We start from the raw sequence: 14,845 nt of genomic DNA, 5'->3' as shown, positions 1-14,845 counted from the left end.
AGGAGGGTGCGGTCACCTCCGGGCCGGGTCCCGACGCCCGCACCCCCAAGGAGGCGTCGCGGGCCCGAGCCCGGCGACTTCCGTCCTGGCGGTCGCCGCCGTGGCCGCGGTGAACGCGCCCCTGCGCGCCTGCCGCACCCCGCCCGCCCCCGCGCAGCCGCGCGAGAAGCCGTCCGCCCCCGCGCAGCCGCCCGCCCCCGCGACCGCCGACGGGGCGGCGACCGCGGGGGAGGGGCCCTGAGCCGCCGGCCGCCTACGCCTCCCGCACCGGCAGGGTGGCCCCGTCCCGCAGGAACAGCGGCAGGCGGTCCAGCGGCGCCTCGACCGTCACGGACGCGCCGCCCGGGTACACCTCACCCGTCCACGCGTCCGTCCAGAGCGCGCCCGAGGGGAGGTACGCCTCGCGCGCGGTGGCCCCCGCCTCCAGGACCGGCGCCACCAGGAGGTCCCGGCCGAAGAGGTACGCGTCGTCCACCGACCACGCGGCCTCGTCGCCGGGGAACTCCAGGAACAGCGGCCGCATCACCGGCAGCCCCTCCTCGTGCGCCTCCCGCATGACCTCCAGGACGTAGGGCTTCAGCCGCTCCCGCAGACGCAGGTACCGGGCCAGGATCGGCCCGGCCTCCTCGCCGTAGGACCAGACCTCGTTCGGCCCGCCGGTCATGTCCGGCCCCAGCGGCATGCCGGGCTCGCGGAAGCCGTGCAGCCGCATCAGCGGGGACAGCGCGCCGAACTGGAACCACCGGATCATCACCTCGCGGTAGGCGGGGTCGTCCGGGTCGCCGCCGTGGAAGCCGCCGATGTCGGTGTTCCACCAGGGGATGCCGGAGAGCGAGGTGTTGAGGCCCGCCGCGATCTGACGCCGCAGGGTGGCGAAGTCGGTGCCGATGTCGCCCGACCACAGCGCGGCCCCGTACCGCTGACTGCCCGCCCACGCCGAGCGGTTGAGGGTGATCACCTCGTCCACGCCCGCGGCCGTCAGCCCCTCGTGGAAGGCCCGGGAGTTCTCCGCCGGGTAGAGGTTGCCGACCTCCAGCCCCGGACCCGCCCAGTAGCGCAGGTTCTCCGGGAAGCCCGGCTTCAGTTCCGGCTCGCAGGCGTCCAGCCAGAACGCCGTGATGCCGTACGGATCCAGGTAGTTCTCCTTGATGCGGGACCACACGAACTGCCGGGCCTCGGGGTTGGTGGCGTCGTAGAAGGCGACCTGGACCGGTGTGGCGACCTCCTTGTCCGGCCAGTCGGCGTGGGCCATCGGCCCGTACTGGGTGCCGATGAACAGGCCGCGCTGCTCCATCACCGGATGGTTCTCGCTCAGCGGCGACACCGACGGCCACACCGACACGACCAGCTTGACGCCGAGTTCCTCCAGCTCGCGGACCATGGCCGCCGGGTCCGGCCACTCCTTCGGGTCGAACCGCCACTCGCCCAGGTGCGTCCAGTGGAAGAAGTCGCAGACGATGGCGTCCAGCGGCAGCCCTCGCCGCTTGTACTCCCGTGCCACGGCCAGCAGTTCGTCCTGGTCCCGGTAGCGCAGCTTGCTCTGCCAGAACCCGGCCGCCCACGCGGGCAGCATCGGGGTGCGGCCGGTCGCCGCGCTGTACCGGCGCTGCGCGTCGGCGGGCTCGCCGGCGGTGATCCAGTAGTCGATCTGCCGCGCCGAGTCCGCCACCCACCGGGTCCCGTTGTGGGCGAGCTCGACCCGTCCGACGGCCGGGTTGTTCCACAGCAGGGTGTAGCCGCGGCTGGAGGTGAGTACCGGGACGCCGACCTCGGCGTTGCGCTGCACCAGGTCGACGACCAGGCCCTTCTGGTCCAGCCGGCCGTGCTGGTGCTGGCCCAGGCCGTACAGCCGCTCGTCGTCGTAGGCGGCGAACCGCTGCTCCAGCCGGTGGTGCCCGTTGCCCACGGCGGTGTACAGCCTCGGGCCGGGCCACCAGAAGTGGGCGCGTTCCTCGGCGAGCAGTTCCGTTCCGTCACCGGTGCGCAGGAACCGGACCATGCCCTCGGCGTCGACCTCCGCCGTCAGCGCGCCGACGGTGAGGCTGCCGCGGCCGTCCCGCACGCGGACGGTGCCCTCGGCGGGCGGGGCCTCGGGCAGCAGGGCTCCGGGCAGGTCCGGCAGCACCGGTCCGCCCAGCCGGGCGCGCACCCGGACGGCGTCGGGGCCCCAGGGCTCGATGCGGACGGTCTCCTGGCGGCCGCTCCACTCCAGCGCGCCGTCCCGCTCGCGCAGCGTGCCGACGGTGGGGGAGGACTGGGCGAGGCTGACCTTGGGCTGTGTCTCGGCATGCTGGGTCACGAGGCGTGCTCCTGGAGGAGTGGAGACATGGACGTGGCGCCCTGCGGGCGGACGAGCGGGGCCGGAGGCGGGTGGGGCCGGAGGCGGGTGGGGCGGACGGAGGAAGGCGGCGCTACGGCAGGCTGTTCGACGCCGGGCCGGAGCTCGCCCGGACGGTCAGTTCCGGGGCGAGGAGCACGACCTCGTCCTCGACCCGGCCCCGGAGCTTGGCGACCAGCTGCTCCACGGCGTGCCGGCCCATCTCCTGCGCCGGGATGGCGACGGAGGTGAGCCGGACCGAGCCCTGGACGGCGACCTGTTCCGGGCAGACCGCCACCACCGAGACGTCCTCGGGCACGGCCTGCCCCCGCTGCCGCAGCAGGGCCAGCAACGGCTCGACGGCCGACTCGTTCTGCACGACGAACCCGGTGGTGCCCGGACGTTCGTCGAGGATCCGGGACAGGGTCACGGCCGTCGAGTCGTACCCTCCCGCACACGGCCGGTGCAGCAGCCGCAGACCCAACTCCCGGGCCCGGCCGCGGAGTCCGTCGAGGGTGCGTTCGGCGAAGCCGGTGTGCCGCTCGTAGACCGCCGGTGCCTCGCCGACGACCGCCACCTCACGGTGCCCCAGCGTCGCCAGGTGCTCCACGCACAGCGCGCCGGTGGCCCGGAAGTCCAGGTCGACGCAGGTCAGGCCCGTGGTGTCGGCGGGCAGCCCGATCAGCACCGCCGGCTGCACCATCGCCGGGTCGGGCGCACCGGGGGAGGCCGCGCCCGGTGAGGCCGCGCCCGCGGGGGTCGCGCCCGCGGGGGTCGCACCCGGAGGGGTCGCGCCGCCGCCGCGGAGCAACGGCAGCCGCTCGTCGTCGAGTTCGACGTCCATCAGGATCATGCCGTCGGCGAGACCGCTGCTGGTGACCCGGCGCACCGCGTCGGGCCCCTCCTCGCCGGTGAGCAGCAGGACGTCGTACCCGTGGGTGCGGGCCGTGGTGGCCACCGCGATCGCGATCTCCATCATCACCGGCACGTACATGTCGGTGCGCAGCGGCACCATCAGCGCGATGATGTTCGACCTGCTGCTGGCCAGGGCACGCGCGCCGGCGTTGGGGTGGTAGCCGAGCTCGCGGATGCTGCGCTCGACCCGCTGCCGCGTCCCCGCGGAGATGGACCGCTTGCCGCTGAGGACGTAACTCACCGTGCTCGCCGAGACTCCGGCGTGCTGGGCGACCTCGGCGAGGGTGACCATCCAGCTCTCCCAGCATTGTGAAGCGCTTCGACCCGGCGCGTGGACAGGTCCGCGAGATGTGCGGGTGGTCCGACAGTAGCTCCAGCGACGGTGGGTGTCCAGAGTCAGTCGAAGCGCTTCGACGATCGGCCCCGCCGCAGGTCCGGCGCCGGTGACGTGCGGGTGCCGCCGTCGAACGCCTTCGACGGTGCGGACGTCTTGACTCCGCGACGGGCGGCCCTCGACAGTGGGAGCGCTCCCAGTCGCACGGCGTCGTCCGGGGCGGGCCCCGCCCGCGCCTCCCGCGCCCGTGCCGGGAGGCACCACCCGTACGCCGGGCCGGGCGGGCGATCTCCGTCCCGCGCCCGGCGGGTTCCGCCCCGCACTCCCCATCCAACTGCCCCGGCCCTCCCGCGGGCGGCGGCACCGCCCTGGCCAGGAACGGGCCTCCGCGGTGTCCGCCGCGGGCTCCCGCCGCGAGGGCGGCCGGCGCGACGAGGAAGGAACGACCAGTGCACGAGTCCCCTCCCGCCACGGGCGGAGCGCTGCCCCCGAGCGCCCCGCGGGCCGGCCGCCCACGGCCGGCCCGCCGCACCGCACGAAGACTGGGCGGCGTCCTGGCCGCCGCCGCGGGGCTGCTGTGCGCCCTGGTGCCGGCCGCCGCCGCCCGGTCCGACGCCACCGCCGGACCCGGCGCCGCGCCCCGCGCGGCGGCCGCCACGGCCGACTGGAAGAACGTCCGCATCGACGGCGGCGGCTTCGTCCCCGGCATCGTCTTCAACCGGTCCGAGCCGGACCTCGCCTACGCCCGCACCGACATCGGCGGCGCCTACCGCTGGGTGGAGTCGACCAGGAGCTGGAAGCCGCTGCTGGACCACGTCGGCTGGGACGACTGGGGCCACACGGGCGTGATCGGCCTCGCCTCCGACAGCGTCGACCCGGACAAGGTCTACGCGGCGGTCGGCACCTACACCAACGACTGGGACCCCGGGAAGGGCGCCGTGCTGCGTTCCTCCGACCGGGGCGAGACCTGGTCCAAGGCCGACCTGCCGTTCAAGCTGGGCGGCAACATGCCCGGCCGCGGCATGGGGGAGCGGCTGGCCGTCGACCCGCACCGCAACAGCGTGCTCTACCTCGGAGCGCCCAGCGGCAACGGCCTGTGGCGCTCCACGGACAGCGGCGCGACCTGGTCGAAGGTCACCTCGTTCCCCAACCCGGGCACCTACGTCGCCGATCCCGGCGACACCGGCGGCTACGGCAGCGACATCCAGGGCATCTCCTGGGTCACCTTCGACGAGACCACGGGCAGCGCGGGATCCGCCACCCGGACCCTCTACGTCGGCGTCGCCGACAAGGAGAACAACGTCTACCGGTCGACCGACGCGGGCGCCACCTGGTCACGGGTGGCCGGCCAGCCGACCGGACTCCTCGCGCACAAGGGCGTCCTGGACGCGGAGAACGGCTACCTCTACCTGCCGTACAGCGACACCGGCGGCCCGTACGACGGCTCCACCGGACAGGTCTGGCGCTACGACACCGGCAGCGGCGAGTGGACCGACATCAGCCCGGTGCCCGCCGCCGACACCCACTTCGGCTACAGCGGGCTGAGCGTGGACCGGCAGAACCCCGGCACGGTGATGGTGACCGGCTACAGCTCCTGGTGGCCGGACACCCAGATCTTCCGCACCACCGACAGCGGGGAGACCTGGACCAGGGCCTGGGAGTACAGCTCCTACCCGAACCGCTCCAACCGCTACACCATGGACATCTCCTCGGTGCCCTGGCTCGACTGGGGCGCCCACCCGACACCGCCGGAGCAGACCCCGAAGCTGGGCTGGATGACGGAGGCGCTGGAGATCGACCCGTTCGACCCGGACCGGATGATGTACGGCACCGGCGCGACGATCTACGGCACCGAGAACCTCACCGACTGGGACAGCGGCGGCAAGCCCGTCATCGAGCCGATGGTGAAGGGCCTGGAGGAGACCGCGGTGCTCGACCTGATCGCCCCGCCCTCCGGCGCCACCCTGATCAGCGGCCTGGGCGACGTCGGCGGCTTCCGCCACACCGACCTTTCCGCGGTCCCGGCGACGATGTTCCAGTCGCCCAACTTCACCTCCACCACCAGCCTGGACTACGCCGAGACGAACCCGAACACCGTGGTCCGGGTGGGGCACGTGGAGAGCGGCGCCCACGTCGCGTTCTCCTCCGACAACGGCGCCAACTGGTGGGCCGGCACGGACCCGTCCGGGGTGACCGGCGGCGGCACCGTCGCCGTGGCGGCGGACGGCGGCCGCTACGTGTGGAGCCCCGAGGGCGCGGGCGTGCACACCGGCTCCGGCTCCGCCTGGACGGCGTCCACCGGCATCCCCGCGGGGGCGGTCGTCGAGTCGGACCGGGTCGACCCGAAGAAGTTCTACGGCTTCAAGGGCGGCGCCTTCTACGTCAGCACCGACGGCGGCGCCACCTTCGTCAAACGCGCCTCCACCGGGCTGCCGGCCGAGGGCGACGTCCGCTTCAAGGCGGTGCCCGGCCGCGGCGGCGACATCTGGCTGGCCGGCGGGAAGGAGGGCGGGACCTACGGGCTGTGGCACTCCACCGACTCCGGCGCCACCTTCACCAAGGTGGGCGGCGTCCAGGAGGCCGACACCGTCGGCTTCGGCAAGGCCGCTCCGGGCGCCGCCTACCCGGCCCTCTACACCAGCGCCCGGATCGACGGGGTCCGCGGCATCTTCCGCTCCACCGACGCGGGCGCCAACTGGGTCCGGGTCAACGACGACGACCACCAGTGGGGCTGGACGGGCTCCACCATCACCGGCGACCCGCGCACCTACGGACGGGTCTACGTCTCCACCAACGGCCGGGGCATCGTCTACGCGGACACCGCCGCGATCCCCGCGCCCACCGACCCGACCGACCCGCCGGACCCGACCGACCCGCCGGACCCCACCGATCCGCCGGACCCGACCGATCCGCCGGACCCGGAGGGCGACTGCGCGGTGGAGTACCGGGTCACCAACCAGTGGCAGGGCGGCTTCCAGGCCGAGGTCCAGCTCACCAACACCGGTGGGACCGCCTGGAAGGGCTGGAAGCTGGGCTGGTCCTTCCCCGACGGGCAGCGCGTCACCCAGCTCTGGAACGGCTCCCACACCCAGAGCGGCGACCGCGTCACCGTCACCGCCGCGTCCTGGAACGCCGAGGTCGCGCCCGGCCGTTCGGTGACCGTCGGCCTCACCGGCACCTGGACCGGGAGCAACGGCGCGCCGGACGCCTTCACCCGGGACGGGGCCGCCTGCGGCTGACCGCCCCCTCGCGGTCCGCTCCGGCCGCACGGACGCCGATGCCCCGCCCGGGAACCGCCCGGGCGGGGCATCGGCGCGCGGCGCGGCCGCCGCTCACTCGATGACGAGCTCGACCGGGATGTTGCCGCGGGTCGCGTTGGAGTACGGGCACACCTGGTGCGCCTGCTCCACCAGCGTGCGGCCCGTCTCCGCGTCCACGGACTCCGGGAGCTCGATCCGCAGGGTCACCGCCAGGGCGAAGCCCGGGCCGTCCTTGCCGATCGACACCTCGCCGGTCACCGCGGCGTCGGAGACGTCCACCTTGGCCTGCCGGCCCACCGCGCCGAGGGCGCTGGCGAAGCAGGCCGCGTAACCGGCGGCGAAGAGCTGCTCCGGGTTGGTGCCCTCGCCGTTGCCGCCCAGTTCGCGCGGCGGCGCGAGCTGGACGTCCAGCTTCCCGTCGGACGCCACGGCGCGGCCCTCGCGGCCGTGGGTGGCGGTGGCTACGGCGGTGTAGAGCGCGTCCATGCGAAACCCCTTCGTCCAGGCGGCGGGACCGGACGGTGCCGCCGCCATTAATTGAAGCACGCAATTCAATTGTGTGCAATCAAAATGTGGGCGGGCTACCCTGGCCCCATGGACACCCCGCACGCCGGCGGCCCCGCCGACCGGGAGAGCGAGCCCGGCCTCGACGACGCGCTGCTCCTCGACAGCCAGATCTGCTTCTCCCTGAACGCGGCCTCCCGCGCGTTCACCGCCGTCTACCGCGTCGTCCTCAAGGACCTCGGGCTCACCTATCCGCAGTACCTGGTCATGCTGGTGCTCTGGGAGGAGGGCGCCACACCCGTCAAGAGCCTGGGGGAGCGCCTGCGGCTGGACTCGGGCACCCTCTCGCCCCTCCTGAAGCGCCTCGAGGCGGCCGGCCTCGTCCACCGGCGGCGCTCCGCCGCCGACGAGCGCTCCGTGCACATCCACCTCACCCCCGAGGGCGCCGCCCTGCGCGACCGCGCCGGCCAGGTCCCCCACCGCATCGCCGCCGCCACCGGCTTCGACCGGGAGGAGGCGCGGACCCTGCGCACCCTGCTCGCCAAACTCACGGACGCCCTCGACGAGGCCGCCCTCCGGTAGACGCGCGCCCCCGGGTCTTCCCAGCCGGTGAGACGTCCGGCCGCCCCGTGCCAGGTGTCTTGACGCGCTCCGCGCAGGGGCAGACACTCCCTGCAAGGAACCTGGTGAACCGGTGGGGAGTCATGGGCCGTTCTGTGCCGGACCGAGGGAGCGACACCGTCCGTGTCGCCGTCCGGCCGCTGCCCCTGCTGACCTCCCGCCGCCACATCGATCTGATGCGCGTGTGCAGCGCGGCGGGACACCCGCGCCACGGCGTCACCGCCCCCGGCCACGCCTGACCCGCCGTACCGGACCGCGTTCCGGGCCGCGTCGTACCGCCGCGCGCCACGGACACCCGCGGACGCCGTCGCACGCCCGCGCACGGCGCCGCCCCCGCGCATCGCAGACCGAGTCTCCAGGGAGACGTATGTCCTCCGCGTTCCCGCTCCCCGCCCCGTCCCGTTTCCGCGGCAGGATCGGCCGCGACGCCCGCAGCGGCTACTACGCCGCGGCCCGCCGCTATCGGCTCCACCTCGCCCTCTCGTGTCCGGACGGCCTGCGGATCGCCGTCACGCACAGCCTGCTCGGCCTCGGCGACACCCTTCCCGTGACCCTGCTGCCCGCAGTGCCCGACGCGCCCGGCGGCGGACACCGGGCACTGCGCCCGCTGTACGAGGCCAGCTCGCACGCCTACGCCGGTCCGGCCGTCGCGCCCGTGCTCAGCGACAACTGGACCGGGCGGATCGTCAGCACCCACGCCCCCGACATCCTGCGCGACCTGGTCGCGCGGTTCGGCGGACACGGCCCCGACCTGCGGCCGCACGGCGTGGAGGAGGAGCTGGAGGACGTGCGCCGCCTCTGCGCGGAGGACATCGGCGAGGCCGCGCAACGCGCCGGGCAGGCCGACCCGCGCACCGACATCGGCATCGGCACGAGCACCGGCACCGACATCGGCACGGGCACCGGCACGGACGCCGCGGCGCGGCGCGACGCCGCGGCGGCCATCCTGCTGCGCACCCTCGGCGTCCTCGAACGGCGCCTCGCCTTCCGCAGGTTCATGGTGGGCGGGCACATCACCCTGGCCGACGTCGACCTGTGGGTGGCCCTGGTGGAGCTCGACACCGTGCACCGCCACCACCTCGACGCCGTCGCGGTGCACCGGATCGCCGACCATCCCCGGCTGTGGGCCTACGCGCGCCGGCTGGCCGCGCACCCGGCCTTCGGCGCCCACCTCGACCTGGACGGCATCGCCCGCAGGCACCACGCCCACTGCCGGGGCGAGGAGGCCGCGGGCGCGGCCGTGCGGATCGTGGACTGGGACGCGCACACCGGCCGGCAGCGGCCCGAGGCGGCCCGGCGGACAGGCTGACCGTCCGGCGCGGGCGGACACCCGGCCGGGCCCCGTGGGTCTTCCGGAGCCCGGCCGGGACGCTCAGCGCGACCCCTGGACCACGGCCGGGGCGGGGTCCGAGGCCAGTGCGCGCAGCAGGGCCCGGGCCGTGGCGTCGTTGAGCCGGAAGGCGGGGGCGTCGGTGAGCGGCCGGGCGAAGGCGGCGACGGCGCGCTGGTTGGTCGGCGCCCCGAGGGCGACCCGGCGGGGGTGCGGGCGCCCGCCCAGCCGGGGGTCGACCAGCCGGCCGTCCGCGGGCGAGACGCTGAGCAGCCCGGAACGGTGCGTGTGGGTGCGGTCCGTCAGGACCTCCTCGGCGACCGCCCCGCGGACGTCGAGGTCCCTCAGCAGCGGGTCGGTGGTGCGCCGCAGCGAGGGGGCGGGCAGGCGCGCCTCGACCAGACCGGTGGCCCGCACGAGGTGCCCCGGCACCGTGGGGCTGGTCGCGGTGAACACGCCGGCCTCCTCGTCGGTGCCGATCAGTGGCTCCGCGCCCACGAACCGGACCACCCCGGCCCGCGACAGCGCGTGCAGTTGCCGCAGCCGGAAGCCGGGCGGGCCGGAGGCGAGCGAGTTGAAGAAGCCGTTCCACCAGCCGTCCAGGTCACGGGCGACGGTACGGGCCGTCAGGGCTCCTGTCTCCACCAGGCGGGGAAGCTGACCGTACACGGAGAGCAGCGCGAGGAAGGCGCCGAGGTCGGCGCTGTGCGCCGGGTCGGCCCGCCGGGCCACGTCGCGCGCGACATGGCCGCGCAGGTACTCCTGGAACGCCTCCGGGGAGGAGAACGAGAGGCCGGCCAGGGGGCGGTCGAGGGCCTCCAGATCGAGCCGGTCGGCCGGGTCGGGGACGGCGGCGGCGACCAGCGCGCGCATCTCGGCCGTGTACCAGCCGAGTTCGTCGAAGGCGGCCTCGAAGTCGGCCCAGGCGACGGTGGTGCGGTCCGGATGGGCGAGGAAGAGCTCGTGGTAGTGGCCGTAGCCGATTTCCTTCGCCATCAGCGGCCAGACGTCCCGCCGGAGGTCGAGCGGACCGGCCGCGGCCGACCGTGCCACCTGCGCCGGTCCGAAGTACCGGGGCAGCGGGGGCCTCGGTCCCTGGAGCCGGTAGTGCGTCTTGGAGCGGTACGGGACGCCGCGCCGGGACGCGACGTGCAGCACCGGTTCACGGCCGGACGGACGGTAGGCGAGCGTGCCGCCCGGCTCCCGGCGGTACGTGCCGCCCCGGCCCTCGGTGAGCAGGGACACCAGATCGACGAAGGCCAGCCCGAACCCGCGGACCAGGACGTGCTGCCCGGGCCGCACCGCGGACAGGTCGACGTCCGCCGTGTAGGCGGGCGGCAGGTGGAACAGGCCGTGCCTGCGGGCGAACGCGGCGTGCGTCCGGTGCTCGGCCGGCGGCGCGGAGTCCAGGTGCCCCTGGGCGAGGACGACCAGGTCGGCGGTGAGCGGCAGGTCGCGGCCGGCCAGGTGGAGCCGCTGCGGGCCGTCGGGCGGGCCGGTGACGGAGGTCGCCGTGGTGGCGTGCCACTCGACCCGTACCCACGGCGGGAGTTCGGCCAGGACCCGCCGGAACACCCAGTCCAGGTAGGCGCTCTGGGCGCGGCGGGTGGGGAAGTCCGCACCGCCCAGGGAGCGGAGCTCGGCGAGGACCTCGGGGTCGGCGGGCTCGGCGTACGGCTCGTGCCGTGGACCGCGCCCGGAGAACTGGGCGGCCCACGCGGCCAGGGAGGGACCCGGACGCACCGGCCCCTCCACGGTGGACGACTCGTCGGTGAACATGGTGACGTCCTCCGCCATGGAGTTCATCCGCAGCAGCGGCGACTGGTCGTGCCGCCAGACCCGCCCGGGGCCCGGCGGGTGCGGATCGACCAGGTGGACGTGGAGCGCACGCCGCCGAGGCCAGAGCTCGGCGAGGTTCGCCGCGATCCGCTCCAGCAGTCCCGTGGCGCGCGGACCCGCCCCGACGACGGCCAGCACGGCGGGACGTCCGGCCGCCGTCACCGCGCACCGCCGGAACTCCGCACGGCCGCACGCGACCGCCGTGCCAGCCGGCCCAGCCCGTCCGCGAGCCGCCGCACCGGGGTGCGCGGCAGCGCGCGGGCCGACCCGCGCGCGTAACGGCGCTCGACGTAGAACTGCCCGACGCTCAGGACGCTGGTCACCGCGACGTACCAGAGGGTGGCCACCATCAGCAGCGGGATCACCTGGTAGGTCTGGTTGTAGACCAACTGCACCGAGAACAGCAGGTCGTGGACGGCCAGCACGCTCACGATGCTGGTGCCCTTGAGCGTGCCGATCAGCATGTTCCCCGCGGTGGGGACGATCGACCGCATCGCCTGCGGCACCACGATCCGGCGCAGCGTCCGCCACCGGCCCAGGCCCAGGGCCCTGGCGGCCTCGGTCTGGCCGTCCTCCACCGAGAGGATCCCGCCGCGGACCACCTCGGCGGCGTACGCGGCCTCGTGCAGGGTCAGGCCCACCACGGCGGTGAGCGTCGGCCCGAGCAGGTTCACCGTGTCCACGCTGACCAGCTGCGGCCCGAACGGCACGCCGAGTCCGATCCGCGGGTACAGGGCGCCGATGTTGAACCAGAACAGCAGCTGCACCAGCAGCGGAGTGGACCGGAAGATCCACACGAAGCCCCAACTTAGCGTCGACAGGACCGGATTGGAGGACAGCCGCATGACCGCGAGCGGAACGCCGAGCAGGAAGCCCAGCACCATCACCACGGCGGTCAGCCACAGGGTCAGCACCAGTCCGTCCAGCACGGCCGGGGTGGTGAGGTACCGGCCGACGACGTCCCACTGGAACGCGTCGTTGCGCAGTACCGAGTTGACCACCATGGCCAGGACCAGCAGCCCCAGGGCGCCGGCCACGAGGCGGCCGGGCCGTCTGCGCGGCACGATCTCGGGCAGCGCCTCCGGCGCGGCGGCGGGGCCGGGGGCGGCCTTCGGGGCCGAGGGGGACGGCGGAAGGGAGGCGGTACCGGTCGGGGTGACCATCGGATCCTCCGGGAGGGAGTCACGGGGCGTAGGGGACCGTCCCGGAACGCCGCTGGTGCGCCCGGGGAGGTTCGTCGTCACGCCCGGCGTGTCCCTCAACACGGCCGGTCCCACCACCGTATGCCCGTGTGCGGGCCCGCTGTCAACAAGTCCGTTGTGCGGACGCCCGGTTGACGAACCGTTCGGCGCGGTGCTCAATGGTCCGCATGAACTCCCGTCGGCAGCGCCTGGTGACGCGCGGCCACATCGACTTCGGTCGCGTGTGGTCCGCCTCGTGTCGCCCCTGCTGACCGGACTGTCGCAGGCCGTCCGGAACGGCCCGATCCCTCCCTCGGTGACCCCGTCGCGGGCCGAGCTCTCCCTGTCGCACCCCTGACGCACGGCCGGTGCCCCCGCCTGCCGCGCACCGCCGGCACGTGTCCGGACGAGGCCCACCGCCCGTCCGCCCGTCCCCGGCTCCCGTCGTCACGCGCTCCCACCGGTCCCTCGGGACCGCTTCCCGCCGTACGCCCCCGCGGAGGCAGCTCCGCACGCCGTGCCGCCTCCCGCACCGCCGGGCGACCTCGCGGCATCCCTCCCGTTTCCTCCCGTGCCACCCCGTTCCCTCCCGTCCCACCCGAGCGGAAAGGTTCTTGACCTGTGACCCACCCACGTACCCGAGGCGGACCGCGACGTGCCCTGACCGGACTGGTCCTGCTGTCCGTCCTCGGCCTGAGCGCGTGCGGGGGCGGTGGCGGCGGCACGGCCGCGGGGCCGGCCGGCCCCGCGGTGGCCGGTTCGCCCGCCCCCACCGGCGACCCGCTGGCCGGCGTGCGCGAGGTGGAGGCCGTCTCCGCCCTGCTCCCCGCCGACGTACGGGCCAGGGGGACCCTGCGGATCGGAAGCTCCGTCGGAAGCCCGCCCGCCGCCTACTACCCGAACGGGCAGGGCGAGCCGCCGGCCGGCCAGGACATCGACATCGCCGAGGCCGTCGCCCGCGTGCTGGGCATCGAGCTCCGGCGCGAGGACGCCGCCTTCGAGACCATCCTCCCGGCCCTGTCCAGCGGCAAGTACGACGTCGGCACCGGCAACTTCGGGGTCACCGCGGAACGGCTGAGGACCGTCGACTTCGTCACCTACGTCAACGACGGCCAGGGCTTCGCCGTCAAGAAGGACAGCACCCGGCTGACCGGCAAGGTCGAGGACCTGACCGAACTGTGCGGGCTCACCGTCGGCACCGGCGCGGGCACCACCTTCGAGGCCACCCTGAACGAGAACAGGGGCGTGTGCGCCGAGGCCGGGCGCGAGCCCTACGAGGTCAAGGTGTACGCCGAGAACGGGGCCGTGGTCACCGCGCTGCAGCAGGGCCGGATCGACGTCGTGATGTCGACCATCAACGGCCTGCGGTACCAGGCCGCGCAGCCCGCCGCCGGCACCCGCTTCCTCGGCGAGTACCACCGTCTCGACGTCGGCTTCGCCTTCAGGAAGGGCTCCCCGCTCACCCCGGCCTTCCGGGCCGCGGTCGACGAGCTGATCGACAGCGGCGTCTACGCCCGGATCCTCGAGAAGTGGGGCACCACCGAGTCCGCCGTCGATGAGTCACGCGTCAACCCGCCCGAGCAGCGGCCCTGACCCCCTGGCCATCACCCACCGCCCTCCGGAGGAACGGCATGAGCGACAGCACCAAGAGCCCCGCACCCGCTTCCGCACCCGCTTCCGCACCCGGTGACCTGATGCTGGACGTCCGCGGCGTCCGCAAGAGCTTCGGCGCCCTGGAGGTGCTGCGCGGCGTGGACCTGGCCGTCCGGGCCGGAGAGGTCACCGTCGTCCTGGGCCCCTCCGGCTCGGGGAAGTCCACGCTGCTGCGGACCATCAACCACCTCGAGAAGGCCGACCAGGGGTGGATCGGCGTCGACGGCGAACTGGTCGGCCACCGCCGGCGCGGCGGAAAGCTCCACGAGCTGAAGGAGAGGGACGTCCTGCGGCAGCGCACCCGGATCGGGTTCGTCTTCCAGAACTTCAACCTCTTCCCGCACCTCACGGTCCTGGAGAACCTGATCGAGGCGCCGGTCTCGGTGCTGCGCAGACCGCGCGAGGACGCCGTGGCCGCCGCCGGACGCCTCCTGGCCAGGGTCGGCCTGGCCGACAAGGCGGACGCCTACCCCCGCCGGCTCTCCGGAGGCCAGCAGCAGCGGGTGGCCATCGCCCGGGCGCTCGCCCTGGAGCCCAAGGTGCTGCTCCTCGACGAGCCCACCTCGGCACTCGACCCCGAACTGGTCGGTGAGGTGCTGGAGGTCGTCAAGGACCTCGCCAGGACCGGCACCACGATGGTCGTGGTGACCCACGAGATCGGCTTCGCCCGCGAGGTCGCCGACCGCGTCGTGTTCATGGACGAGGGCGTCGTCGTCGAGCAGGGGCCGCCCGCCGAGGTACTGGACAACCCGCGCCACGCACGCACCCGCGCCTTCCTCTCGAAGGTCCTCTGACTCCCGAAGGTCCCCCGACCTCCGTAAGCCCGTCCTCCGCCTCCCGAAGGTCCTCCGACCGCCCTCCGCAGACCACCCCTCTTCAGGAAGGCCGCCC

General features: G+C 74.4%; 12 protein-coding genes. 7 read left to right on the top strand and 5 right to left on the bottom strand.

Going from position 1 to position 14,845, the window contains the following annotated elements; translation table 11 throughout:
- Positions 1-109: 109 nt before the first annotated feature.
- Entirely contained in the window at positions 110-241 is a 132-nt protein-coding gene (locus ABZ836_RS13130) for a hypothetical protein (RefSeq protein WP_361141803.1), read from the top strand.
- Positions 242-253: 12 nt separating this feature from the next.
- On the opposite strand, the gene ABZ836_RS13125 is transcribed toward ABZ836_RS13130, so the two are convergent.
- Positions 254-2,299, bottom strand: coding sequence for a glycoside hydrolase family 31 protein (locus ABZ836_RS13125; RefSeq protein ID WP_356131631.1), 2,046 nt, complete (start codon positions 2,297-2,299; stop codon positions 254-256).
- A 112-nt stretch (positions 2,300-2,411) separates the two neighbouring features.
- Positions 2,412-3,524 carry a LacI family DNA-binding transcriptional regulator gene (locus ABZ836_RS13120; protein WP_361141801.1) on the bottom strand — a complete coding sequence of 371 codons (1,113 nt, stop codon included), beginning with the start codon at positions 3,522-3,524 and terminating at the stop codon, positions 2,412-2,414.
- A gap of 629 nt (positions 3,525-4,153) precedes the next feature.
- Between ABZ836_RS13120 and ABZ836_RS13115 the strand changes: the two genes are divergently transcribed.
- Complete coding sequence (locus tag ABZ836_RS13115; protein WP_361141910.1) at positions 4,154-6,805, top strand: cellulose binding domain-containing protein; 2,652 nt, start codon at positions 4,154-4,156, stop codon at positions 6,803-6,805.
- A 93-nt stretch (positions 6,806-6,898) separates the two neighbouring features.
- Here ABZ836_RS13115 and ABZ836_RS13110 read toward each other — a convergent pair whose 3' ends face one another.
- Positions 6,899-7,312: an organic hydroperoxide resistance protein gene (locus ABZ836_RS13110; RefSeq protein ID WP_356131637.1), complete on the bottom strand. Its 414-nt coding sequence runs from the start codon at positions 7,310-7,312 to the stop codon at positions 6,899-6,901.
- Between the two features lie 108 nt (positions 7,313-7,420).
- On the opposite strand from ABZ836_RS13110, the gene ABZ836_RS13105 reads away from it, so the two are divergent.
- The 3 genes from ABZ836_RS13105 to ABZ836_RS13095 all read left to right on the top strand — a co-directional run bounded on the left by ABZ836_RS13105 (position 7,421) and on the right by ABZ836_RS13095 (position 9,260).
- Complete coding sequence (locus ABZ836_RS13105) at positions 7,421-7,912, top strand: MarR family transcriptional regulator (RefSeq protein WP_356131640.1); 492 nt, start codon at positions 7,421-7,423, stop codon at positions 7,910-7,912.
- 122 nt (positions 7,913-8,034) lie between these two features.
- Positions 8,035-8,190: a hypothetical protein gene (locus ABZ836_RS13100; protein WP_361141799.1), complete on the top strand. Its 156-nt coding sequence runs from the start codon at positions 8,035-8,037 to the stop codon at positions 8,188-8,190.
- A 128-nt stretch (positions 8,191-8,318) separates the two neighbouring features.
- Complete coding sequence (locus ABZ836_RS13095; RefSeq protein ID WP_361141797.1) at positions 8,319-9,260, top strand: glutathione S-transferase C-terminal domain-containing protein; 942 nt, start codon at positions 8,319-8,321, stop codon at positions 9,258-9,260.
- A 63-nt stretch (positions 9,261-9,323) separates the two neighbouring features.
- On the opposite strand, the gene ABZ836_RS13090 is transcribed toward ABZ836_RS13095, so the two are convergent.
- Complete coding sequence (locus ABZ836_RS13090; protein WP_361141795.1) at positions 9,324-11,282, bottom strand: FAD/NAD(P)-binding protein; 1,959 nt, start codon at positions 11,280-11,282, stop codon at positions 9,324-9,326.
- Positions 11,279-12,283 (bottom strand): amino acid ABC transporter permease, encoded by a 1,005-nt coding sequence (locus ABZ836_RS13085; RefSeq protein ID WP_361141793.1) that lies wholly within the window; start codon positions 12,281-12,283, stop codon positions 11,279-11,281. Before ABZ836_RS13085 ends, ABZ836_RS13090 begins: the two co-directional genes overlap by 4 nt.
- A 639-nt stretch (positions 12,284-12,922) precedes the next feature.
- Here ABZ836_RS13085 and ABZ836_RS13080 point away from each other — a divergent pair.
- Together ABZ836_RS13080 and ABZ836_RS13075 are read left to right on the top strand one after the other, a co-directional pair.
- On the top strand, positions 12,923-13,894 hold the full coding sequence (locus ABZ836_RS13080; RefSeq protein ID WP_361141791.1) for an ABC transporter substrate-binding protein: 972 nt from the start codon (positions 12,923-12,925) through the stop codon (positions 13,892-13,894).
- 38 nt (positions 13,895-13,932) lie between these two features.
- On the top strand, positions 13,933-14,748 hold the full coding sequence (locus tag ABZ836_RS13075) for an amino acid ABC transporter ATP-binding protein (protein ID WP_361141789.1): 816 nt from the start codon (positions 13,933-13,935) through the stop codon (positions 14,746-14,748).
- Positions 14,749-14,845 lie beyond the last annotated feature (97 nt).

It is taken from the genome of Streptomyces sp. NPDC047130 (assembly GCF_040643475.1).
GTDB lineage: Bacteria > Actinomycetota > Actinomycetes > Streptomycetales > Streptomycetaceae > Streptomyces.
The sequence above is the reverse complement of the archived record's forward strand: the minus strand, read 5'-3'. Positions and strand labels throughout refer to the sequence as shown.

What these genes read in the sequence shown, in the direction of transcription:
- ABZ836_RS13120 (WP_361141801.1), bottom strand. Translation starts at nt 3,524, where the DNA reads ATGGTCACCCTCGCCGAGGTCGCCCAGCACGCCGGAGTCTCGGCGAGC.
- ABZ836_RS13100 (WP_361141799.1), top strand. Translation starts at nt 8,035, where the DNA reads ATGGGCCGTTCTGTGCCGGACCGAGGGAGCGACACCGTCCGTGTCGCC.
- ABZ836_RS13105 (WP_356131640.1), top strand. Translation starts at nt 7,421, where the DNA reads ATGGACACCCCGCACGCCGGCGGCCCCGCCGACCGGGAGAGCGAGCCC.
- ABZ836_RS13110 (WP_356131637.1), bottom strand. Translation starts at nt 7,312, where the DNA reads ATGGACGCGCTCTACACCGCCGTAGCCACCGCCACCCACGGCCGCGAG.
- ABZ836_RS13075 (WP_361141789.1), top strand. Translation starts at nt 13,933, where the DNA reads ATGAGCGACAGCACCAAGAGCCCCGCACCCGCTTCCGCACCCGCTTCC.
- ABZ836_RS13095 (WP_361141797.1), top strand. Translation starts at nt 8,319, where the DNA reads ATGTCCTCCGCGTTCCCGCTCCCCGCCCCGTCCCGTTTCCGCGGCAGG.
- ABZ836_RS13085 (WP_361141793.1), bottom strand. Translation starts at nt 12,283, where the DNA reads ATGGTCACCCCGACCGGTACCGCCTCCCTTCCGCCGTCCCCCTCGGCC.